19 protein-coding genes are annotated in these 22,000 nt (G+C 35.5%); all 19 read right to left on the bottom strand.

What is annotated here, in order from left to right:
* Window positions 1-6: 6 nt before the first annotated feature.
* Window positions 7-579, bottom strand: coding sequence for a DapH/DapD/GlmU-related protein (locus tag WC743_RS20075; RefSeq protein WP_373014907.1), 573 nt, complete (start codon window positions 577-579; stop codon window positions 7-9).
* 1 nt (window position 580) lies between these two features.
* A complete protein-coding gene (locus WC743_RS20070; RefSeq protein WP_373014905.1) occupies window positions 581-1,363 on the bottom strand; it encodes a glycosyltransferase family 2 protein in 783 nt (260 codons plus the stop codon).
* Window positions 1,364-1,368: 5 nt separating this feature from the next.
* Complete coding sequence (locus WC743_RS20065; RefSeq protein WP_373014904.1) at window positions 1,369-2,454, bottom strand: glycosyltransferase family 4 protein; 1,086 nt, start codon at window positions 2,452-2,454, stop codon at window positions 1,369-1,371.
* 7 nt (window positions 2,455-2,461) lie between these two features.
* Window positions 2,462-3,538, bottom strand: a complete 1,077-nt coding sequence (locus WC743_RS20060) for an EpsG family protein (RefSeq protein WP_373014902.1) — start codon at window positions 3,536-3,538, stop codon at window positions 2,462-2,464.
* Between the two features lie 121 nt (window positions 3,539-3,659).
* Window positions 3,660-4,433, bottom strand: a complete 774-nt coding sequence (locus tag WC743_RS20055; RefSeq protein ID WP_373014900.1) for a glycosyltransferase family 2 protein — start codon at window positions 4,431-4,433, stop codon at window positions 3,660-3,662.
* On the bottom strand, window positions 4,433-5,878 hold the full coding sequence (locus WC743_RS20050; RefSeq protein ID WP_373014898.1) for a flippase: 1,446 nt from the start codon (window positions 5,876-5,878) through the stop codon (window positions 4,433-4,435). The genes WC743_RS20055 and WC743_RS20050 overlap by 1 nt, the downstream gene beginning before the upstream one ends.
* Window positions 5,879-5,932: 54 nt before the next feature.
* A complete protein-coding gene (locus tag WC743_RS20045; protein WP_373014897.1) occupies window positions 5,933-6,721 on the bottom strand; it encodes a hypothetical protein in 789 nt (262 codons plus the stop codon).
* 314 nt (window positions 6,722-7,035) lie between these two features.
* Window positions 7,036-8,118, bottom strand: coding sequence for a lipopolysaccharide biosynthesis protein (locus WC743_RS20040; protein ID WP_373014895.1), 1,083 nt, complete (start codon window positions 8,116-8,118; stop codon window positions 7,036-7,038).
* Window positions 8,119-8,126: 8 nt separating this feature from the next.
* Window positions 8,127-10,646 (bottom strand): SLBB domain-containing protein, encoded by a 2,520-nt coding sequence (locus WC743_RS20035; protein WP_373014893.1) that lies wholly within the window; start codon window positions 10,644-10,646, stop codon window positions 8,127-8,129.
* Window positions 10,647-10,888: 242 nt separating this feature from the next.
* The gene (gene rfbH, locus WC743_RS20030; protein ID WP_373014892.1) at window positions 10,889-12,196 is read right to left on the bottom strand and encodes a lipopolysaccharide biosynthesis protein RfbH; all 1,308 of its coding nucleotides are present in this window, start codon (window positions 12,194-12,196) and stop codon (window positions 10,889-10,891) included.
* Between the two features lie 41 nt (window positions 12,197-12,237).
* On the bottom strand, window positions 12,238-13,290 hold the full coding sequence (locus WC743_RS20025) for an NAD-dependent epimerase/dehydratase family protein (protein ID WP_373014890.1): 1,053 nt from the start codon (window positions 13,288-13,290) through the stop codon (window positions 12,238-12,240).
* Window position 13,291: 1 nt separating this feature from the next.
* A complete protein-coding gene (dmpG, locus tag WC743_RS20020) occupies window positions 13,292-14,299 on the bottom strand; it encodes a 4-hydroxy-2-oxovalerate aldolase (RefSeq protein ID WP_373014888.1) in 1,008 nt (335 codons plus the stop codon).
* 45 nt (window positions 14,300-14,344) lie between these two features.
* Window positions 14,345-15,286 carry an FkbM family methyltransferase gene (locus WC743_RS20015; protein ID WP_373014886.1) on the bottom strand — a complete coding sequence of 314 codons (942 nt, stop codon included), beginning with the start codon at window positions 15,284-15,286 and terminating at the stop codon, window positions 14,345-14,347.
* Window positions 15,287-15,288: 2 nt separating this feature from the next.
* Entirely contained in the window at window positions 15,289-16,173 is an 885-nt protein-coding gene (locus WC743_RS20010; protein WP_373014884.1) for an acetaldehyde dehydrogenase (acetylating), read from the bottom strand.
* 9 nt (window positions 16,174-16,182) lie between these two features.
* Window positions 16,183-18,000 carry a thiamine pyrophosphate-binding protein gene (locus WC743_RS20005; protein ID WP_373014882.1) on the bottom strand — a complete coding sequence of 606 codons (1,818 nt, stop codon included), beginning with the start codon at window positions 17,998-18,000 and terminating at the stop codon, window positions 16,183-16,185.
* A 19-nt stretch (window positions 18,001-18,019) separates the two neighbouring features.
* Window positions 18,020-19,075 carry an NAD-dependent epimerase/dehydratase family protein gene (locus tag WC743_RS20000; protein ID WP_373014880.1) on the bottom strand — a complete coding sequence of 352 codons (1,056 nt, stop codon included), beginning with the start codon at window positions 19,073-19,075 and terminating at the stop codon, window positions 18,020-18,022.
* The gene (gene rfbG / locus WC743_RS19995) at window positions 19,062-20,156 is read right to left on the bottom strand and encodes a CDP-glucose 4,6-dehydratase (RefSeq protein ID WP_373014878.1); all 1,095 of its coding nucleotides are present in this window, start codon (window positions 20,154-20,156) and stop codon (window positions 19,062-19,064) included. The genes WC743_RS20000 and rfbG overlap by 14 nt, the downstream gene beginning before the upstream one ends.
* A 3-nt stretch (window positions 20,157-20,159) precedes the next feature.
* Window positions 20,160-20,933 (bottom strand): glucose-1-phosphate cytidylyltransferase, encoded by a 774-nt coding sequence (rfbF, locus tag WC743_RS19990; protein ID WP_373014876.1) that lies wholly within the window; start codon window positions 20,931-20,933, stop codon window positions 20,160-20,162.
* A gap of 8 nt (window positions 20,934-20,941) precedes the next feature.
* Window positions 20,942-21,985: an FAD-binding oxidoreductase gene (locus tag WC743_RS19985; RefSeq protein ID WP_373014874.1), complete on the bottom strand. Its 1,044-nt coding sequence runs from the start codon at window positions 21,983-21,985 to the stop codon at window positions 20,942-20,944.
* Between the last annotated feature and the right edge of the window lie 15 nt (window positions 21,986-22,000).

Genomic DNA, 22,000 nt, shown 5'->3' with positions numbered 1-22,000 from the left:
AAGTAATTAAGATTTAAATGTACCGTCTGAGTTGGTCTTCTCCCAAGTATTAGTTTTAATATTATATCTTTTTACGATCTTACCAGGAATACCTACTATTACACAATAATCTGGAAAATGACCTCGCACTACAGCTCCTGCACCAACTATGCATTGCTTTCCCAAAACCGTTCCTGCTTGTATGGCAACTCCATAACCTATGAAACAGTTGCTCCCAATCCTTGTCTCATTTACAATCATTTTTTGATCCAGAATAAGTTTACCAATTTCCTGATAATCATGATCTATATTGGTCACAAAGACATTTCCAGAAATAGTGGTATTAGATCCAATTATAAGATCACCTGCAGAAGTAATATGAAAATTTTGTCCAATTGAAATATTGTCTTCAAAAGTAATTGTTCCTTCATAGTGAGTTTCTATTCGAACGCCCGGTAAAATTCGTACTCTATTCCCTATGGTTACCCTTTTTAGGCCATGTGTAAATATGGGAACTCCGATATGCGAAGGAAATCTAATTTTTTTAAAGAAAATTGCGTAACAAAGTGTTATCACTCCCCAATATAATTTATAAATCATATTATCTAATTTTTGTAATCAACAATCTTCTTAGATATTTTATAAAGTAAAATCCTTTTAATAAAGCAAAATCCATTATGTTGATATTTTTTAACATTAAATTTTTGTATAAAACATAATTATTCCCTTTTTCCATTTTGGCAAGGTTGGCAGTCATTCCACTAAAACCAAAACTAGGTTTACCATTACCGGTAATAACCAAACTGTCGGGCATGAAATACATCTGCTTTTTCAAACTTATTCTAAGCCAATAATCACCATCCTCGCCGTACCTTAATGTTTCATCATATAAACCTACATCATTTAACACATTTCTCTTAAAAACTACAGTTGATGTTTGTGGATACATTTTAACCAATAAATCTTTAAATTCTATTTTGGATAGTTTATCTTTTTTAGACCATAGCACTTTTATAACTTCGTCGTTTCTGTTGCATCCTAAAAAATCAATGTGAATATTATCATTTAATATTTCAAATTGCTTTTCTAATTTATTAGGCAACCAACAATCGTCAGCATCTAAAAGTGCAATCCAATCTCCCTTCGCTATTCTTAGCCCTGCATTTCGGGCCATCTGGGCTCCACCGTTAGCTTGGTCAATAATTATAACATTTGGCAAATCTCGACAAAAATCGGTCACTACTTGTAATGAATTGTCTTTTGAACCATCATTTACAATAATGATTTCTAATTGTGTTTCATAAGTTTGCTTTAATATAGAATTTATCGCTTGAATAATTGTGTCCTCAGAATTGTAAAGAGGAATTATAACTGAAATATTCATCGAATCTAGTTTAATATTTTAAGCCATTTTTCAAGTATGGCGTTATCTGACCATTTATCACTGCTTTTATAGGCATTATTCCCCATTTCATCTAAAAACTTTTCATCGTTCATAAGCTTCATTAAACCAACTTGAAATTCGTTTTCATCATCCAAATTCACTAAATACCCATTATATCCGTTTTCAATAATATCACGTGGGCCAGCTGGGCAATCAAAACTAACACATGGTAATCCAAATGAAATTGCCTCTAATAATACCATTCCGTATCCTTCGCTTTTCGACGTAAGCACAAAAATAGATGCTTGAGAATAATACCTTTCAACTTGCGATATAGGTGGTAAAAATTCAACCGAGTTTTCAAGATTGTAAGTTTTTACGAAGTTTCGCAACTCATTATCCAATTCGCCAGAACCAACAATATGCAATACCCAATTACGGTAATTTTCATTCAGCTTAATCTTTTCCCATATTTTCAAAAGTAACAGCTGTTGCTTATCGTTTGTAAAACGGCCAACATTTAAAACTATCTTATCTTGTTTCTTCGCAAGCGTATATAGTAATTCAGATCGAAAATGTGGAATGTTCACCGCCGGAAAATGGTCTTCCTGATAATAAGTTATAGCATCTTTTTTAGTAGGGACGACATATTTATAACAGTTTTTATATAACAGTTTTTTCAAAGTTTTGTATACAATGTTGTAATGTGACCTTGCAGCATGCTCGGATATTATTAATTTATTTGTATTTGCTCCTGCTAAGTTAAATTCTAATGCATTTATAGGATGAGTAACATAATAATAATCAAAATCATTGATTTCCAAGTAAGAAGCTAAAAGCTTGCGTGTAGTAACTATTGTAGACACAACGTAATACATCCTGCTAAACCTGTTATGCATATTAAAATACACCTTATTATTAATGCTAGCAAACTTTACAGAATTATTAAGTTTATAAAAAGAGATTGCTTCATCCTTTACAAGAATAGTAATCTCAAAATTATTTGATAATTTGTTAGTCAAAGTTGCTACTACACGCTCTATGCCTCCAGATGGTTGCATGCTATTTAAATAAAATAATATTCGTTTCATGAATGTGCTATTGGGAAAAGAATTTGTAAGGAAATATATAGGTACCGCTTCTAGAGGCTAATTCATTTAGTAAAGAGATTAAGCTATATCCATATAAAATAAATATAAAAAGATAGGCTGTATAAATTATTGTTAAATTGTATTTTGATATATAACGAACAACATACACCATCAATAGTGATTCTGTCCAAAGAAAATACCATTTAATTCTAAACGATAATTCAGATATACCGTTAAATAATGTTGCCAGCACGAGTCCTATAACAAACAGATTAATAAATATATTAATCATTCTATCGTTTGAACTGTATTTATCTCTGATAAATACAAATAAAATCGCTAAAAGCAATTGTTTGATTGACACGCCTGAAAAATCAGTAGAATTTTGATAAAATGTTAATTTTGTTTCTGTAAAGCCCGGTATAGGTATGATACTTAAAAGAAATGTCACCAAAGGAACCGTAATATGCAGAATGCTTATTACACTACAAATCCCAATTAAACCATATAATATTTTTTTTGAATACGTACGGTTGAAGAAATAATATCCAGGAATTAGTATAATTGCTGATATGTGTATTTGTGCAGCTAAAACTATGCAAAATAAATAAAACCAAATTTTTTTGTCCCTTATAAACTTCAGCGATATCATAAAAATCGCGATAGCTACGGCCTGTCTTATTTGAATAAAATCGAAAATAAAGAATGTGGTGCAATAATAAATTAATACTGAAAGAGCGAAATTATAGGAATATTTATTAAAAAAATACAGCTTAGGTACTATAGAAAAAATAGCCATAAAAATAATGACTATTTGAAAGGGTAACCCTAACGTAATTATTAGATGATTAAAATAATAATACCCTGGCTCAATGTTAGAACTAGGGGTATATTTGCCTAATGTTTGTTGAAAAACATCCTTATAACTTGCATAGTCACCTTCTATATCTCCTCTAAAACCGGCAAAACTTACTAATATTAATGCTGATAGAAAAAAAATGAGCAGAGAAATATTTGCAGGTAACTTGGCAACGTTTACCAAACTTAATAAAGAAAAAAATATAAATATTAAAAAATATACCATATTTATGTTTAGCTATGTTCAATAAAACATGCTAGAAGAGCGGCATCTACGTGTATAATGGCTATATTTTTTATAAAAAAATGATTTTTCAAGCTATTATAATGAAGAGATTGTAATCTAATTACATTGAAGTTTTATTATAGTGTATTCTAAAATATAGATAGACTAAAATATCCTTAAGGTCAAACCGCAATCTACTTTTATTTTTATAGGTATGCCTAATTTTGTATCTTTCCGTTAAATGAATTAACTTAAACCCGGAACCCGCACCACCATTCTTAAAATTAGCTAGTAGTTCATTTAAATAGCAAAAATTAATTCGCTCCATATACAATCTTAAAACCAGATCCCAATCTGCGCAAAGTTTATATTTTAAATTAAATAAGCCGAATTTTTCGTACACCTGTTTCTTTATAAAAATTGTCGGGTGAAATATCGTCATGGTATTTGTCAATAAATTTAAATCTTCTTTTGGTATTTCAAATTTGACGTTACCTACCTCATCAATGAAATTCAAATTCCCATGTATCAATTCTGCACTTGGATTAGACGCTATTGTATTTACGACATATTGTATTGCATTTTTTTCATAAAAATCATCACTATTAATTATTCCGATCCAGTCTCCTGTACTTAATGCGATACCTTTATTCATGGCATCATATATACCATTATCAGATTCGGAAACAAATTTATATTTTCTCCCCTTTTGAGCAAAAAGCTGTTTATATTCTTTAACAAGTTTTACTGTACCATCCGTTGATCCGCCATCAATAATAATATATTCAATATTATTATAAGATTGTTGTAAAACACTTTGAATGGTTTGCTCTATGGTTTTTACAGCATTATAAACTACCGTAACTATCGAGATTAATGGACATTCACCAGTCATTATAAATTAACTCTTTTTTTAAAGGTTTGTAAATGATTAACTAATAAAGCATTTTTCAATACAAACATTTGTATTGAAAGATATAATATACTACAAATAGGTACTCCTATTAAGCATACTTTGATTTCTTGGTTTTTTAAGAAGGATCTTAAAAAGTAAATAACTGGTATAAATAGCAACGATATTATCAATGTTTTAATTATAAGTTTATAATTAAAATCAATCTTAACAACTTTAGACGCAAAGTATGCAAAACCACACATTACACAAAATTCGGCAAGCAAATTAGATATAGTAGCTCCAATATACCCAAATTTAGGAATTAACGAAAAATTCAATATTAAGCTTAAACCAAGTCCGATAACAACAGATATGGAATTTTCTTTATCCCGTGATGCAGGCGTAAGTATTTGTACAGCCCAAATTGTGCTTAACCCTATAATTAGCACCACCGGAGCCATAATTTGCATGGATATTATTGCCGGAGTAAACTCATGGCCTGAAAATAAAATTATTAGTTCGGGCGCTAGAACTATTAAACCTACTGTCATCGGTATGCCAAGCAAAAAAATAAAATCAAAGCTTTTTTTTGACAAACTTTTAACTTGTTCAAAATCGTTCTCTTTAAAAGCATGAGCAATTTGAGGCATCATTACAGTGCTCAACGATGTTAGAAAGGGTATAGTTATTTTATTGATTCTAGATGCCGAAGAATAATAACCTACATCTTTAAATCCTTTATAAAAACCTAAAAAAATTGTATCTAATGACGCATAAATACTTGCTGCTATTACCGTACTAAATATATAAAAAAGAGGTTTTAGATGTGGTTTTATATATGTCCAATTAAATAGTTGGGGATCAAAATAACTTTTGGCTGAAAATATATTCCAAATATTATTCAAAATAGAAGCTCCAACAGTTACCCACAAGTAATAAATAGCGTCTGATTTATTCTTAACCAAAAACAGCAATACAACCAAAAATAGAATTTTGACAATTAATGATCGAATTGCTATAAACTTAAATTGCTCTAATCCCGAAAAAAACCAATCAATATTACAAAAACTTAATGCAAGCATCAATATGGCGACCGCATAAAACGCCTTATCGGCATACAACATAGGTATTACGATTATGCCACAGCCATAAATTATGCAAAATAGAACGCTAGTGCATAAATTTAAAATTAGCAAGGTTGTGAACAACTTCCGTAATTCAATAGGCTGGTTTTTCACTTTAGCCACTTCTCTTATACCGTAAACAGGAATTCCTAAAGCTGCTAAAAAAATAAAATACTGAACAAAACTACTTACAAATTGAACTTTGCCTATCCCCTCCGGGCCAAGAACTCGAGATGCATAAGGAAAAGTAATAGCCGGAAAAAGAATATTACTTACTGTAAGCATTAAATTATAAAAAAAATTCTTTTTAACCGACTTCATCGAATGTATATACTTAACTTTTGATAACTAATTCGTTCAAAATCTAATTCAATATCATTTAGCCTTTAATGTTGTCTGGTATAAAGAAATATAACTACTGGTGGTGTACCATGTCCAAAAAACACTCAAAAAAAACCCGACGAAACCGTCCCTGTATCCCTTTTTCATAATAAAACAGAAAAAAAATTGATAAAAAAAACTTAATAAAATACGTATTATGCTAGTACGTTGCCCTAAATTATATTTATCTTTTCCCTCGTCTTTCAAATACTTCTTATGTTTTTTGATAAAACTTTTTATATCGTCCATCCAATAATGATGTAGTACATTATTGCTTGTATTTATAACGGTATATGTTTGAAAGCCCGGTTTAAGCCTTCGGCCATAATGAGTGATAGGAAAAAAATCAAACTTTTTTTTGTTTGCAATAACCTCCTTAAATTTATTGTAACCCCAAACTGTACCCTTAAGCCTCAACTTACCAAAATAAAACTGCCATGGTACGCTCACAGACCCTATTTTCTGATCATTATCTATTACTGGTAATAGACATTGTAACTCAATAGCCAACGCATTATCGATCACTTCATCCGGATCAATAAATATTACCCAATCATTTGATATGTATTTTATCAGTTCCGAATGTGTATATTCTCCAGCCGGCCCAAAAGTTTTAAACTCAAATATTTTACAATTGTGCTTTGAAGCAATCGATATTGAATTATCGCTCGAATTTAAATCACCATATAAGATTTCATCGCAAAAGGACAAGGATTTTAAGCATGCGTCCAATTTATTTGCCTCATTCCTTCCAACAACCATTGCTGATACTTTGATTCCCATATTCAAATGTTGTTTTGTTGATTCTTCTTGTTGTACATTTATTAATTTATTCAAATAATCAACCAATTATATAGCTGTCCATTATTTTTTCCTGACATTGCATTCAGGGTGAAGACCTTAGTAAGATTTAACTAAGAATTGGGCATTAGGCGTGAATACATCATAAATACAACCAACGCGGTGCTATTTTAATAGGATTTTAATAATGCTTTTACATGCCCACTGTAGCTAAGTTAACAAAGTAAAAAGTAGAACAAAAACACGACTATTAACGATTGTTTCATTTATAAACGACCTACTACATTTAATTGTATTTAAATCATAACATCTTTGATTGCTTTAGAAATGACCAGATACAATGTAAATAAAAATCCAAATAAGAACCCACCCAAAATAATTCCCTTAACTATTCCAAGTCTATTTTTTTCAAGCGGCAATATTGGTTTATCAATTATTTGTATTAAAGGTGTTTCACGTCTCAAAGAAACTTTAGAAATCTCAAGATTTTTAACTAATTCAGTTAAAATAGCTTGGTTTGCCTGAACATCAACTTGATGTCGTTGGGATGGAACCCTTAAAATCTGTAATGTTGGGTTTGCATTTGGGTTAACATCTACTGATGTTGCAACACCATTAATTGCTCCATTCAACTCACGCCTTACCGAGTCTGTTTGACGTTGTAGTATTAGAACATTCTGTGTAGATTTTTTTGTTTTAGTTTCTATATAAAAGTTGGATACTGTCTTCACTAAGGCCTCTGTGAATTGTTTTGAAAATAACTCATTCTCAGACTTAACAGCAACCGTAATTATAGTTAATTTTTTGTCAAACTTATCTACAGATAAATTTGATGAAACTATTTTATTGTAAATGCTGCCCATAACACTGTCTTGTTGTATGGTAAATTTGGAACGTTCGGTGCGTAATAAAAATTGGATGTTTTTCAATTGGACATTATTTTTCCAACCTTTCCGAAGATTATTATATGATATATAAAGCTCTAATAATGTTTGTTGCTTTTTATTAACGTACACAGGGCTTAATAATGCACTCTCCACCATTGAACGAGATTTCATTAGCATTAACAAGTTATCACCTGAAAACGCCCCACCCCCACTTCCACCCAAATCAATTCCAAATTGGCTAGCTAAACCTAAGGCAGCACCAATTCCTCCGCCTGACGATTTCTCATCTTCAAGTGCAAAACTAAGTTCTGCTTTGTAAATCGGCTTCTCAAACAAAGCATAGGTAAAGCCTAAAATGCCTCCTAAAATACATGCAGTAAAAAGTAAAAGCCATTTAGTACACAGATAAATCCAAAGATTGCGTAATTTATAAAGCCAATCTCTTAAAGTAATACCATCAAAATCTGTCTTAATATTTTCTTGATTATTCATTAGTTAACTTACTTTGATAAGTTTAATATTCCTAATATAATCGCTCCTAATGAAGCTAAACCTGTTGTAAAAGCTAAAATTTCCTGAGTAGTGTTTCCTTTCTTTTCAGGCTTCTTAGGAACATAAATTTCACTGCCGGGTTTAACACTGGGATGACTATTAAAAAATAAGAATTTTCTTGTACCCTTAACCGTTCCATTAGGATAAACAACATATGCTCCGCTTTTTAAAGCATTGGGTGAGAACCCACCGGCATTCAGAACAAAACCTCTAAAACTTTTCCCTTTAGTATAAACTACTGCACTTGGGTAAAGCACTTCGCCGTTCACTCTAACTGTTTGCTGTTGTTTAGGTACCCTTAAGACATCTCCATTCTCTAAAATAAGATCTTGATTTGCACCGGGTTTAAGTAATATATTTTTAAGATCAATACCTACATAATTATTTCTTAATTGGGTTGTATCAGTAGTTGTTGAATCTTTATAAGTTCGTTGAAGCCTTCTTAAACGGTCAGTACGCTCTTTGTTTAGTGCGTTTGTATCAATTTTAGTTTTATCTATACCTAATACTGCTGCATTATCACGTTTAAGGCTACCGCCTTCAACATCTGCCGATTGTGTTAAGCCACCCGCACGTGCAATCACATCAGAAATTTTTTCATTTTTCTTTTGTATCGTATACCAACCCGGATATATCACCTCACCCTCAACTTTAACCGTTTTTTGTGTTTCATATCCCGGTAAACTGTAAACAGAAACTATATCATAAGGCTCCAATGAAAAATTTGTATCCTCCGTTTTAAGATCGGCACTAACATTAACGGTATAAACTTGTGCAACTTTAGTGTTTATCGCTCTTGGATCACTGTCAAATACTCTGCGCGATACTTCAATACGTTTTGCACTTGCTCCTTCTGTAAAGCCTCCGGCCCTGATTATAAGATCGGCAACTTTCATGCTATCGGCATAATTAAAATCACCGGGCTTTCTTACTTCACCTTTAATAGTGATCTTGTATTGATTACGCAGATCAAATTTTGATGATATGGTTACACTATCTTCTCTTTGCAAACGTATATCTGCCGAAGCCTTATTTAACACATCATTTACATTAAATGAAAGCTGCTGTGTTGAATTATCAGTATTTAATCTGATAATACTTCCCCGCCCCGTAAAGGCATCCTCTTTTAAACCACCTGCGTTTTTAATTAATTGTGATACAGTTAATCCGTTTTGCAATTCAAATTCACCGGGTCTGAAAACTGCGCCTAAAATAGTTACACGATTAGTATATCTGTCTAGTATCCTGTCAACTACATATTTATCACCGCGCAGCGGGATGTAGTTTTTATAGTCGTTTTCAAAAACATCGGTGATACGGCGTTGCTGATCACTCACTTGTGTAACCTTTATGCGTGCAGTGTACGCCTGGTCAGAAAAACCTCCGGAAAATCTGATAACATCATCTAAATTTTCGCCGGGTAAAACCTCAAATAGTGCGGGCGTTTTTACTTCGCCTCTTAAATCAACACGGATACGGTAAGATGGCACACGTATTACATCCTGATCCTGTAATGAAATATTATCTTTCTGACTGCCCTTAACCAGGAAATCATAAATATCTAAAGTTCTTATAACCCTATTATTTCTTATTATTTCTATTTTTCTGTATGAACCTATATCATTTGGCCCGCCTGCAGAAGACAAAGCATTAAATGCCGTTGCCAATGATGGTAGTGTATAAGTACCAGGCTTTACAAGCTCTCCTACCATTATTACTTTTATACTCCGGATATTACCCAAACTGACCTGCACGTCTGTACCCCTGCCAATTGCATAATTATTTGCAATTAATTTACTTTTTATTGATGCGGTAGCCTGTTCAATAGTTTTACCTGCAACATTCAATATACCAGCGCCGGGTATATTAACATTACCTTCCGGCGATACATCAAGCTTCCAGTTTACTAAAGAGTTACCATAAACGCTGATATTTAATTGATCTTCGGGGCCCACAATGTAATTTACAGGTGTGGCTATTTTTAGATTAGGCTCAAACTTTAAATTAGTATTTTTAAACATATCAGCACCAAATATTTTTGGTTGAAACATGTTCACTATCTTTTGGGTTCTTTGTGTATCAATAAGGGTATCAGGTTTATAATTCAACCCCCTGCTTTGTGATTGAAATTCATTGTCCTCCTGCTTTGATTTTAAGGGTTTATCATTGGTTGCACCATTAGCCTTTTTAATACCGTTAATACGGTTTTGCAGTATTTTTGATTGTTCTGATGACAGGCCACGATCTTCTAAAGTTTGCATTAACTGGTCATCGGTTAAGCCATTTGTTTGCGCCTGCTGCATTATTTGCCTTATCTGAGCATCAGATAACTCGTTAACATTTACATTAGACAGGTTAGAAGGAATAGTTTGGGCGAATGCCGGCCTTACAAGCAACATTGCAAAACAACATAAAACCGATAAAAGGAAATATTTATATTTAAAATTGGCTTTGTACAGTAGTCTCATACTTGGTTTTTAAATCTATTATCTTATAAAGATAGCTTTATTTAAATTTGGGCAAAGTTAAGATAATTTTGCAGGTTTAAACATTAAAGTACTTATAAACGCCTATCTATTATACCCTCATCTAACATCGTTTTTATATCGTAAATTACTGATGAATGTGCCTTTTTTAGACTGCTGATGTTTATTTTTTAAAATCATCATGGGCAACAAGTTTTCAATAATCTTCACCTTCTAATACTCACTTAATTATTAATATAAGCCTTAATAACGTCCAACATATAATCGTAGTGGCTCTCATTTAACCCTGGCCAAACCCCCAGCCAAAAAGACTGATTCATAATAATATCAGTATTTTCAAGGTTACCAATTGTACGATGATTTATGTTGGCATAAGCAGGCTGACGTAATAAGTTACCCCCAAACAATAAGCGGGTACCAATCATCTTTTCTTCTAAATGTTGCACTAACATATGCCTGTCAGCGGCATCTCCTTCCCGTAAGGTTAAAAGAAAGCCAAACCATGATGGATCGCTATGCAAAGTTGGCTCAGGTAGGATAAATATCTCTTCCAATTCTTTCATACGTTCATAAAGGGCCTTGAAATTTTCCCTTCTACGCTGTACGAAATAATCAATTTTCTTTAATTGTGATACACCAAATGCCGCCTGCATATCAGTAACTTTTAAGTTAAACCCAATATGCGAGTAAGTATATTTATGATCGTACCCATAAGGCAATGATCCTAATTGTTGAGAAAAACGGCATCCGCAGGTATTATCCTTTCCGGGTTCGCAATAACAATCGCGGCCCCAATCCCTAAAACTTTCGGCAACTTTGGCCAGCTCAGGATTATTTATTAAAACGGCACCGCCCTCGCCCATAGTAATGTGATGGGCCGGATAGAAAGAGAAAGTAGATATGTCACCAAACGTACCGGTTTTCTGCCCTCTGTAAGTTGCACCTAACGAATCACAGTCATCCTCAACTACCCAAAGGTTATATTTTTTTGCTACACGCATCACCTCATCCAGGTTAAATGGGTTGCCCAGGGAGTGCGCAATCATTATTGCTTTTGTTTTGGGTGATACAGCCGCCTCAATATCTTCGGCTTTTACGTTATGTGTTGCAATATCAACGTCAACAAACACCGGGATAGCACCAAACTGGATCATTGGGTTTACAGTAGTTGGGAAACCCGCGGCAACCGTAATCACCTCATCACCCGGTTTTACTGCACGGTCGCCCAATTTTGTAGAAGTAAGTGCGTAAAAGGCTACCAAATTGGCAGATGAGCCAGAGTTCACCAGTAATGCTTTGGGTGCTCCAAAGTATTTGGCAAAATCGTATTCAAAAGAATTAGCAAAACGGCCAGCGGTCAACCAGCCATCTAATGCGGCATCAACTCCATATAAAATATCTTCTTCATCCACTATTTTACCGGTTACCGGTATATAATTTTTACCCGCAATGATTTCCTTAGTGGTGTTCTTTTTAATGATAGCAGATAACTGATCTTTAATATTTGAGTCGATATTTTTAAAAGGTTGCATTGTAATATTTTAGTTTATGTAACACAGGTTTAGTTCCTGCCTTATTTTTTATACCAGTCAATTGTTCTTTTTAGCGCCGATTCAAAGCTGATTTGTTGCTTAACGCCAAGGTCGTTTTTTATAGCCGAAGTATCTGGTATGGATATAGATGATTGCGCCGGATAAGCTTTGGAATATTTAAAAAGCACATCAATTTTATTAGAAAAATTGGAGGTGATTTTACCGGTAAGGTCTTTCAATGATATAGGCTGATCTCCGCCTATGTTATATGTGGCCGCGGTTTTACCTTTGGCAAGCGCCATTAGTAACCAACAGGCAATATCACTGCCATACATATAGCTGCGTACAGTATTCTCGTTACCTAATATTCTGATAGGGCCGTTTAAAATACTGTCTCTGATGAAATTATTAATAGCCCACGGTTTTTCAAGATCCTGGTAAGGGCCAATGAATGAGAACGGACGAGTTATAACTATTGGTAGCTTTTGCTGATTGCGGTATACCGCACATATCGTCTCGGCCATACGTTTGGCTTCGCTGTATGTTGCATTTACAGTATTACAGTCAGACACCCCTATCTCGTTTTCTTTAATACCAAATTCTGACGATTTTAAAGGATGGCCATATACTGTATTTGAACTTAAATGCACAAATTTGTTTAGCCCCTGTAAACGCAGGCAGGCATCTAACAAGGCTTGTGTACCCCTGTAAAAAGTTTCGATGGTTTTAAGCGGATTGCTTACATGGGTGCGGTTATCAGGCGAACCTGCAGCATGGATTATCCAGCGTACATCCTCCGGTAATACACTTACATTTCTAATATCCTGTTCTATTAATGTAACGTACTTTAAAGCGGCCAAATGCGGCACCTCTGCGCGGTAATCTTCCATATCGCGGGCCAAAAGATAGAGCTTTATATTAAAGCCTTCTTCATCGTTTAATACAGAAACCACTTCAGTTATCCATTTACCAATAAAGCCGGTGCCACCTGTAACTAAAATGCTTTGATCGCGCAGGCATTCCAGCGAACTGGTGTATCCGGCTAAAGATTGCCTGCAATCGGCCTTTATATCGTTTATAGCTTCTTTCTTCATTTTAATTCTGGCGTTTAACAATATCTAAAACAACCTCTATTATCAGATCTTCCTGCCCTGCTATTACCTTACGCTTACCCAGTTCAAAGTAAACATCGCGCTGGTCAACATTATATTCTTTAGATATCCGGTTAACATGTTTTGAAAAGCCCGAGAACACGCCTGCTAATCCACTCACTACACTTTCCGATTTAATTACCGGTACCAACGGCATAATTTCTTTCTCGGCAATATCTGCCGCATCCAGGATTTTATACAGGTCTACTCCCGTTGTATAACCCATTTTGTTTAAAACGGCTATCAATACTTCTAACTGAGCGTTACCAGCACCTGCGCCAAAGCCCCGTGCGGTACCATCCAACATAGTAGCGCCAGCCTGAATAGCAGCAATGCTATTAGCTATGCCCATGCCCAAATTATTGTGACCATGAAAACCAACCGGAATAGCCAGTCCATCAACCAAAGCGGTTATGCGTTCTGTAACATCCAGTGGTAAATATGCACCTGCAGAATCCATTATAATGATCCCTTCGGCGCCGTAAAGCTCCATTTTATGAGCCTCTTCTACTAAAAGTTCAGGCGACGCCATGTGGGTCATCATCAATACCCCATAGGTTTCTTTACCCTTTTCGCGCGAGTAACCAATATGCCTCTGCGTAATATCTGCTTCTGTACAGTGCGATGCTACACGTATAACATCAACCCCCCATTCAATTGCTTTTTTTAAATCGCGCTGAATGGTAGCAAAACCGGGTATTACATGTATACCTAACTTGCTTTCAGTAAGATATTTGCGTGCGGTAGTTAGCAATACCTCATCAGTTTCCAGGCTTTCGCCTACCTGTAATGAAGATGCCCCCAAACCATTGCCATGCCCAACTTCAACAATTGGTACCCCCGCTTTGTTCGCAGCTTCGCAGTATACAGCTATTTGTTTAGCTGATAACTGATGCGAAACGGCGTGGTTACCATCTCTTAATGTAGGGTCACTTATAAGTATATGTTTCATTTAATGCACGGTTCATTAACTGATTATCATTTGATATTTTCAGTATTATGCTAACAATTGTTTAATTTTTTCTTTATGAATATCAGTATGTAAAAAGAAAAAATTTGTTTCTATTGTGTTTTCATCCACAATATCAAAAGCAACCAAACCTTTTTGATTGGCAGTATAACATTCATAACCTAACTCACGGAAAAAGTTAATTATATCGTTGGGATGATAGTTAAATTTAGCCGACCATTTTCGCAGCATTTCTGAAAAAACAATAGGATGGTATTTTTGAATAGTATTTTTAGCGCCTTTAAACACCATAAACTCTGCTCCCTCAACATCACATTTAATAAAATCTAATTTGCTGATTTTATTATCTGCGACATAATTATCAACCGTATTTGTAATACATTCCAATTCTTGCATATTATTGCCACCTGTTATATTCTGTGACGAAGATGCACCGGGCATAGCCGGAGAATAGAAAAACTTAATTTTATCCTGCTTATCTGAAAAAGCGAAGTTTTCTAATGTAATGTTATCAAAGCCATTTAGCTGAACATTTTTAACGAGCTTTTCAAAAGTTTCTGGTATGGGCTCAAAAGCATATATTTCTCCTTCTGTTAATAAAGGAGCGATATGATTAGTATACCAGCCTAAATTGCCGCCTATATCAAATACGGTGTAATTTTCTTCAATAATGCGGTATAGCATAGCCGATTCTTCCGGTTCATAGGTGCCAAAATTCAGAACCTCTATAGGCGTATTCCTTTTATCCAATAAGTCACAATAAAAACTCAACCCACCTTTATGATAATCAGTTTCACGGGAGGTCATTATTAATAAATCGTCCTGAATAGTTATTTTAGAAATGTCAGATTTTTTTAAGAATTCTGTATAGTCAAACAGTAATAAATGCAGGCTATGCATATTATCAATATAATCCATTTTGCTAATCTCTCCGTTTGAAAATAGCTCTTTCAACTCAGTCAATTTCATTATTAGTTTATTAAGTTACCTTCCTGTTGTTTTTTTGCATACTCCTCTGCCACAGCAATAGCCGCGCAATTGATAATATCCAGGTTGCCTGCATATTTAGGCAGATAATCGCCTAGCCCCTGTGCTTTTACCATTACTACTATACGGCCATTTTCATATATTGGTGCTACCAGCAACTGGTAACCTGGTACGTATGTATTAATGCTTTTTATCATGTTTTCAACAGCAAGTGTCAATGCCTCGATATTTGGATTGGATACTTTTGCAAAAATAGTAGTCTGCATGTCAATGCAGGGGTTAGCCGGGTTCAAATTTAAAATAGCCTTGGCCTTCTTAGCGCCAGAGAACATGCGTATGCCTTCTTCTGTAGTTTCAATGTACTCATCCAAATTTAACCGTGTAGCCGGCCCGGCACTGCGCGATGCAATGCTGGATACCACCTCTATATATTCCACTTCGGGGTGTGTTTGGCCAATAAGGTAAGCGATGGGTATAGATGCCTGCCCGCCGCATGTTACCATATTTACATTTCGCAGCGCGATGGCATCGTTCAGGTTTACAGCCGGGATACAAAGGCGGCCTATTTTTGCAGGGGTCATGTCTACTACTATTTTTCCCAGCTTTTCAAGTATGTTCCAATGGTGCTGTGCATCTTTAGCCGATGTAGCGTCAAATATTAAATCGCAACAATCAGGATCTTTTAAAATAGCATTTATACTTTGGTCGGATACCTTTACGCCCAGGCTGATAGCTTTTGCCATACCTGGAGAAGAAAGATTCCTGCCTATAAAAAGTACACAATCAAGATGTTCAGAACGTTGAATTTTAATCAGCAGGTCTGTCCCGATGTTTCCACTGCCTAATATGGCTACTTTTAATTTACTCATTTCGAATAATTATTGCACCTCAATTTCAAGTGATTTTGAGTGTAAACCACTCAGCATATTTGCTTTAAGTTCTTTTCTTGAGATAAATGGTGAAAGGTCTTCAAGTGGCGGAGATATTAATGTTCCATCTTTTTGAATTGCTAAAGATAATTTTGGCACAAATGTTTGCTGCGGATGCATAAATACTTCGCATATTACAGGGCCATTATGGGCCTGTATCTGAGGGATATATGCATCAAAATCTTCCCAGGTTCTTATCTGGAAACTTTTAAATTTAAACGCCTCTGCCAAAGCAGTAAAATCCGGGCAGCTTACTCCCGATTTTTGGTCTGTACCGGCAGCCCTGCCCTTAAACAATGCTTTCTGCGTATGCTTTATCATTAAATAACCATCGTTATTAAATATAAACAGCTTAATTGGTAACTGATGATGTGCCATAGTTTGTAGTTCCTGCAGGTTCATCATCATACCACCATCGCAATTGAGACAAATTACTTCACCTTTATTTGTAGCAAATGATGCACCTAAAGCAGCCGGCAGGCCATATCCCATTTCACCTAAACCTGTAGATGTCATTAAGCGCTGGCCTTTTTTTAATTTTAATGCCTGATGGCCACTCAGTAAAGCAGTACCCATATCAGTAACTATAATTTGATCATCCTTTAAATGGGCATTTAATTTATCCATAAATGGATATGAATTAATAAAACCTTCTTTATCCGGATGGTCAGATGAATTTACCCATGGATATTCTGTTCTGTATTTATCGCATATAGTTACCCATTGACTTATATCTGTTTTAAAATTTGTTGTTTGTTCCAACAATTCGGTTAAAAACAAATTTGCATCGGCGGCTACACTATGCTTGTACCTTGCTTTGTATTTTAACAGTTCGTGTTCATCAATATCTACCACTGCAATTTGTGCATCGCGTGCAAGCTCGTTTATTTCATAACCAATTTGTGGTATAGCCATGCGTGTGCCTATGCATAATAAGTAATCACAATTTTGCAGTACAAAATTAGCGCACCTTTGCCCATACGTGCCCGCCCTGCCATATACAAGCGGGTGGTATGAATCTACCATATCTATACCAGCCCAGGTTACCAGTGCAGGTATTTTTAACTGATCTAACAGAGGTTCTAACAAATCAACTGCATTGGCCAGCCTAATACCATGGCCAAGCCATAACAGCGGGCGCTTAGCTTTTTTAAGATCAGCTACAATTTCACCAACCTGATTGCTTAAAGTGTCATTAGTATTATTAATAGCTTCTGGTTTTTCATAGGGCAAAATAGCAGTTTCATCAATTACCGACGATTGGATATTCATAGGAATATCCAGCCAAACCGGGCCCGGGCGGCCTTCTGTAGTAATATCGTAAGCTTTGTTTAATTCCCTGGTAATATCTTTAGGATCTAAAACGCGGCCTGCATATTTGGTCACTTTATCAACCATTAGCGAACTGTCATATCCCTGAACACCCCACATACGCAAATCTTTATGCAGATCGATAAATTTAGAGTTCTCATTTCCTGAAATGATCAGGCCGGGTATTGAATCGGCCCAGGCGCTAACTACACCGGTTACACCATTTGTAGAACCTGCACCTGTTGTTAAAAGCACTGCAGTAACTTTACCGGTAATACGATAATAAGTTTGCATAGCCATACAGGCAGCCTGTTCATGATGCACACAAACTATTTCAGTATAACCTTTACTGTATATCGAATCGAATATATGTGCATTGCCTGCGCCAATAATTCCAAAAACATGCCTTATCTCTTTTTCTTCTAAAAAGTCGGCTATAGCATCACTTATTTTCATTGGTAGTATTAAATCTTATTTATACAAGGTAACTTTTAATGGTCCTTTCAAACCCGGTCATAATATCGGTTTGCGGGCTCCATCCTAAAACCAGCAGTTTATCAATATTAGGGGTATTACGTAATAAAGGGCTTTTCAAATACTGGTTATCAGCAGTAATATCAACTTTTATAACCTTTAAACTAGCATTGCCTAATTTAATTATGGCTTCTGCAAGTTCTAAAATACTATGTTCTTCATTAGGGTTGCCTACATTATAAGCTTCGCCCGGGGTACCGTTCAATAAAACTATAAAAAAACCAATAGTAGCATCTTTTAAATAACAAAATGACCGTTTTGCAGATCCGTCACTTTTCATTTCAATGTTGCGTTCATTCAAAATATCTGCAACAAAATCGGCGTATACCCGGCCATCATCCAATTGCATGCCAGGCCCATAGGTATGGAAGGGGCGTACAACTTTAGCGCTTATGTTGTACTGCTTATAATAACTTACGCAAATGTTCTCTCCCATCCTTTTACTCTCACCATAGCAGGAACGTACCTGCATAGGATCAAGGTATCCATAATAGTCTTCCTTAACAGGGTTATGTTCGTTATCAATTTGCCCATAAACTTCTCCCGAACTAAAGTACAAGAACGATTCTATATTTTTTTCGCGCGCAAGGGTCATTAGGTTTAGCGTACCAAGCACGTTAGCGCTTAAGGTACCAACCGGGTCAGTGCCATAGTACTTAGGGCTTGCCTGGCTTGCAGCGTGTACTATAAAATCTATTGTTTGATTTTCATCAATTTTAACAGGCTTACTTACATCCTGCTCAATAAATGTAAGATTTTTATCTCCGGCATACTCAATAAACCGCTTTTTAGCTCTTTCTATGCTCCGCACCAACCCAATCACTTTAACATCAATACCTATTTTTGCATTAATATAAAGTAAGGTTTCTACCATATATGCCGGCAAAAAACCATTGGCCCCTGTAATTAATACCGTTTTACCAGCAAAGCGCTGCCAATCAATAGTTGAATTACGTATTGCCTCCAGATCTTCTAAAACAATTTTATTGGTTGTCATTAAAATTATTTAAAAATGCAAGTATCTGTTCTTTGGTGTATTCACTGGCCATATCTTTATTGGAATAAAAGATCTTGTACCATTTAATTGTGTATTCAACTGCTTTTTCAGCGTTAAATAAAGGTTTCCATTTTAATTCATCAATAGCCTTACTTATATCCAGTTTCAATAAACCGGCTTCATGCAGCTGGGTATCCTTTATATTGGTAAAATACTGGCCACTACCCCATTTTGCAATAGCCAGTTCAACCATTTTTTTTACCGGTAAAGTGTCATTTGCATCGGGGCCAAAATTATAGGCTTGTGAATAATGTATTGGATCACCGGCTAACTTTGCTCCTAATAATAAATAACCAAATAAGGGCTCCAGTACGTGCTGCCATGGCCTTATTGAATTTGGATTTCTTACCTCTATATCTTCATTAGCTGCCAAAGCCTTTACAATATCGGGTATCAACCTGTCTTTAGACCAATCGCCACCACCTATTACATTGCCTGCACGCCCTACGGCTATTGCTTTTTGATGAGTGCTATAAGTATTGGTATTAAAAAAGGAATTACGGTACGAGTCAATAACCAGTTCTGTACAGGCCTTACTCGCACTATATGGATCGTAGCCACCAAGGCGGTCTGTTTCACGATATGGGTAAATCCATTCGTTATTGTGGTAAACTTTGTCTGTAGTAATTAAAACAGCATTACAAGGCTTGTTTAACAGCCTCATGGCATCAAGCACATTTGCAGTACCAATAGCGTTTACCTCAAACGTTTCGGACGGGATCTGATAAGAAAGCCTTACCAGGGGCTGTGCGGCTAAATGAAATATAAAATCGGGCTGAAAGCTGCCTACAGCTTCATTTAGTTTCGCTCTATCGCGCAGGTCAGCAATTACCGAGTCACAAAGTTCATCACCTTTTATAATGCTATAAAGGTTCAGTTCATTCTCTGGTGCTAAGGCATAACCTTTAACCTCGGCGCCAAGTAAACTAAATATTTTAACCAGCCACGAGCCTTTAAAACCAGTGTGCCCGGTTAAAAAAACTTTTTTTCCTTTATAAACATCTTTTAAATCCTGTATCATAGATTACCAGATTTTCCAGGAAGCTTTATCAACATCCCACATTTCATTTAAATCGTGCTTGTCTTTCAGCGTATCCATTGGGCGCCAAAAACCATCGTGCTTGTAAGCTTTCATCTGGCCGTCACTGGCTATTTCTTCCATAGGTTTTTGTTCCCAAACGGTACTGTCACCGTCTTTTATGTAATCAAAAATTTCTGGCTGGCATACAAAATAACCTCCATTTATCCATGAACCATCACCCTTAGGTTTCTCTAAAAATGATTTCACAGACATATCTTCATTTAAATCTAATGCACCAAAACGGCCGGATGGCTGTACCGAAGTTACTGTACACATCTTACCATGGCTTTTATGGTATTTAACCAGTTCGGCAATGTTTACATCACTAACGCCGTCACCGTATGTTAGCATAAAGGGCTCGTTGTTTACGTGTGGCTTAATTCTTTTTATCCTACCGCCCGTCATGGACTCATTCCCTGTATCTACAAGGGTAATTGTCCATGGTTCGGCCTGTGAATCATGCACCTTTATGGAGTTGTCTTTTAAATCAATTGTTATATCAGATTTATGCAGAAAATAGTTGGCAAAGTATTCCTTTATAACATACCCCTTATAGCCCAGGCAAACAATAAAGTCATTATAACCGTATGTTGAATAAATTTTCATTATATGCCATAATATGGGCATACCACCAATTTCAACCATTGGTTTTGGTTTCAGTGTAGTTTCTTCAGATAGTCTGGTACCTAATCCGCCCGCTAATAGTACAACTTTCATATTCTAATCTAATCAACTTCTATTTCAACATTATCTGTAAGCGGGAAACTGCTGCATAACAAGCATTCCTGTTGCTGCAAACCTTCAGGTAATTTTTCAATACCTATCATTTTCACCTGCCCATTTATTAAACGTCCTTTACAAACCAGGCAATTCCCGGTTTGGCAAGAGTACGACATATCAATCATGGCATCTAAACCAGCCTCAAGAATACTTTTACCTTTAACTACCTCAACGGGTAAACGTAAACCATCCTTTTTAATCGTTACTATCCTTGTAACTATATTTTCAAATTCTGCAGGATCACGCAATATTTCAAAATCTTCTGAATATATTTTTTCAGGCGCAATATTCAATTCTGATAATGTTGCTTTCACAGATTCTTTTAAGCCTGCAGGGCCACAAATATAATGTATCGTGTCATAAATATCACCCTCGCTCTGCATCACAGACAAAACATTATCCGGGTTTATACGACCTTGAACAACGTAAGGATTGTTACTTGCTATTACAGCTTGTGTTAAAAAATGTATGGCCGAAAATTGGTTTTTATATTGTTCTTTTAGTTCTACAATTTTACTGCTAAAAATTACGTCTTCTTCATTACGGTTGCCAAACACAAGTGTAACATGATTTGCCAAATTTTTATGTAATGCGTATTTTGCAATTGACATGAGCGGAGTTATACCACTACCTGCTCCCCATAATACAATATGTGTTTTAGGTAAAAGATTGTTTTCAGTTAAAACAAAATCTCCCATAGGTTCCATAACTTCAACCAGATCATCAACCTTTAATTGATCTATAATATGGTTTGAAACAACTCCTCCCGGTACTCTTTTAATGGTAACCTCAAGATTGGCATCAACACCAGGGGCTGATGAAAACGAGTATGGCCGGATATATCTTCGGCCGTTGATACGAAAAATAAGGGTCAGGTACTGCCCAGCCAGATATTTAATTTTCTTTAAAGCTGGTTGCTTGAATGAAACCGTGAGTGTATCCCTTGTTTCAAAACGCAGATTTATGACCTTTAAAGTAAAAACTTGCATCTTAAGCCATTATTT

The sequence above is a fragment of the Mucilaginibacter sp. genome (assembly GCF_041660805.1).
Classification (GTDB): Bacteria; Bacteroidota; Bacteroidia; order Sphingobacteriales; family Sphingobacteriaceae; genus Mucilaginibacter.
This window is presented reverse-complemented; position numbering and strand designations above follow the sequence as displayed.

Bases quoted from the DNA above. Each gene is read 5' to 3' on its own strand.
- WC743_RS20075 (WP_373014907.1), bottom strand. From the start codon at position 579: ATGATTTATAAATTATATTGGGGAGTGATAACACTTTGTTACGCAATT.
- WC743_RS20070 (WP_373014905.1), bottom strand. From the start codon at position 1,363: ATGAATATTTCAGTTATAATTCCTCTTTACAATTCTGAGGACACAATT.
- WC743_RS20065 (WP_373014904.1), bottom strand. From the start codon at position 2,454: ATGAAACGAATATTATTTTATTTAAATAGCATGCAACCATCTGGAGGC.
- WC743_RS20060 (WP_373014902.1), bottom strand. From the start codon at position 3,538: ATGGTATATTTTTTAATATTTATATTTTTTTCTTTATTAAGTTTGGTA.
- WC743_RS20055 (WP_373014900.1), bottom strand. From the start codon at position 4,433: ATGACTGGTGAATGTCCATTAATCTCGATAGTTACGGTAGTTTATAAT.
- WC743_RS20050 (WP_373014898.1), bottom strand. From the start codon at position 5,878: ATGAAGTCGGTTAAAAAGAATTTTTTTTATAATTTAATGCTTACAGTA.
- WC743_RS20045 (WP_373014897.1), bottom strand. From the start codon at position 6,721: ATGGGAATCAAAGTATCAGCAATGGTTGTTGGAAGGAATGAGGCAAAT.
- WC743_RS20040 (WP_373014895.1), bottom strand. From the start codon at position 8,118: ATGAATAATCAAGAAAATATTAAGACAGATTTTGATGGTATTACTTTA.
- WC743_RS20035 (WP_373014893.1), bottom strand. From the start codon at position 10,646: ATGAGACTACTGTACAAAGCCAATTTTAAATATAAATATTTCCTTTTA.
- rfbH (WP_373014892.1), bottom strand. From the start codon at position 12,196: ATGCAACCTTTTAAAAATATCGACTCAAATATTAAAGATCAGTTATCT.
- WC743_RS20025 (WP_373014890.1), bottom strand. From the start codon at position 13,290: ATGAAGAAAGAAGCTATAAACGATATAAAGGCCGATTGCAGGCAATCT.
- dmpG (WP_373014888.1), bottom strand. From the start codon at position 14,299: ATGAAACATATACTTATAAGTGACCCTACATTAAGAGATGGTAACCAC.
- WC743_RS20015 (WP_373014886.1), bottom strand. From the start codon at position 15,286: ATGAAATTGACTGAGTTGAAAGAGCTATTTTCAAACGGAGAGATTAGC.
- WC743_RS20010 (WP_373014884.1), bottom strand. From the start codon at position 16,173: ATGAGTAAATTAAAAGTAGCCATATTAGGCAGTGGAAACATCGGGACA.
- WC743_RS20005 (WP_373014882.1), bottom strand. From the start codon at position 18,000: ATGAAAATAAGTGATGCTATAGCCGACTTTTTAGAAGAAAAAGAGATA.
- WC743_RS20000 (WP_373014880.1), bottom strand. From the start codon at position 19,075: ATGACAACCAATAAAATTGTTTTAGAAGATCTGGAGGCAATACGTAAT.
- rfbG (WP_373014878.1), bottom strand. From the start codon at position 20,156: ATGATACAGGATTTAAAAGATGTTTATAAAGGAAAAAAAGTTTTTTTA.
- rfbF (WP_373014876.1), bottom strand. From the start codon at position 20,933: ATGAAAGTTGTACTATTAGCGGGCGGATTAGGTACCAGACTATCTGAA.
- WC743_RS19985 (WP_373014874.1), bottom strand. From the start codon at position 21,985: ATGCAAGTTTTTACTTTAAAGGTCATAAATCTGCGTTTTGAAACAAGG.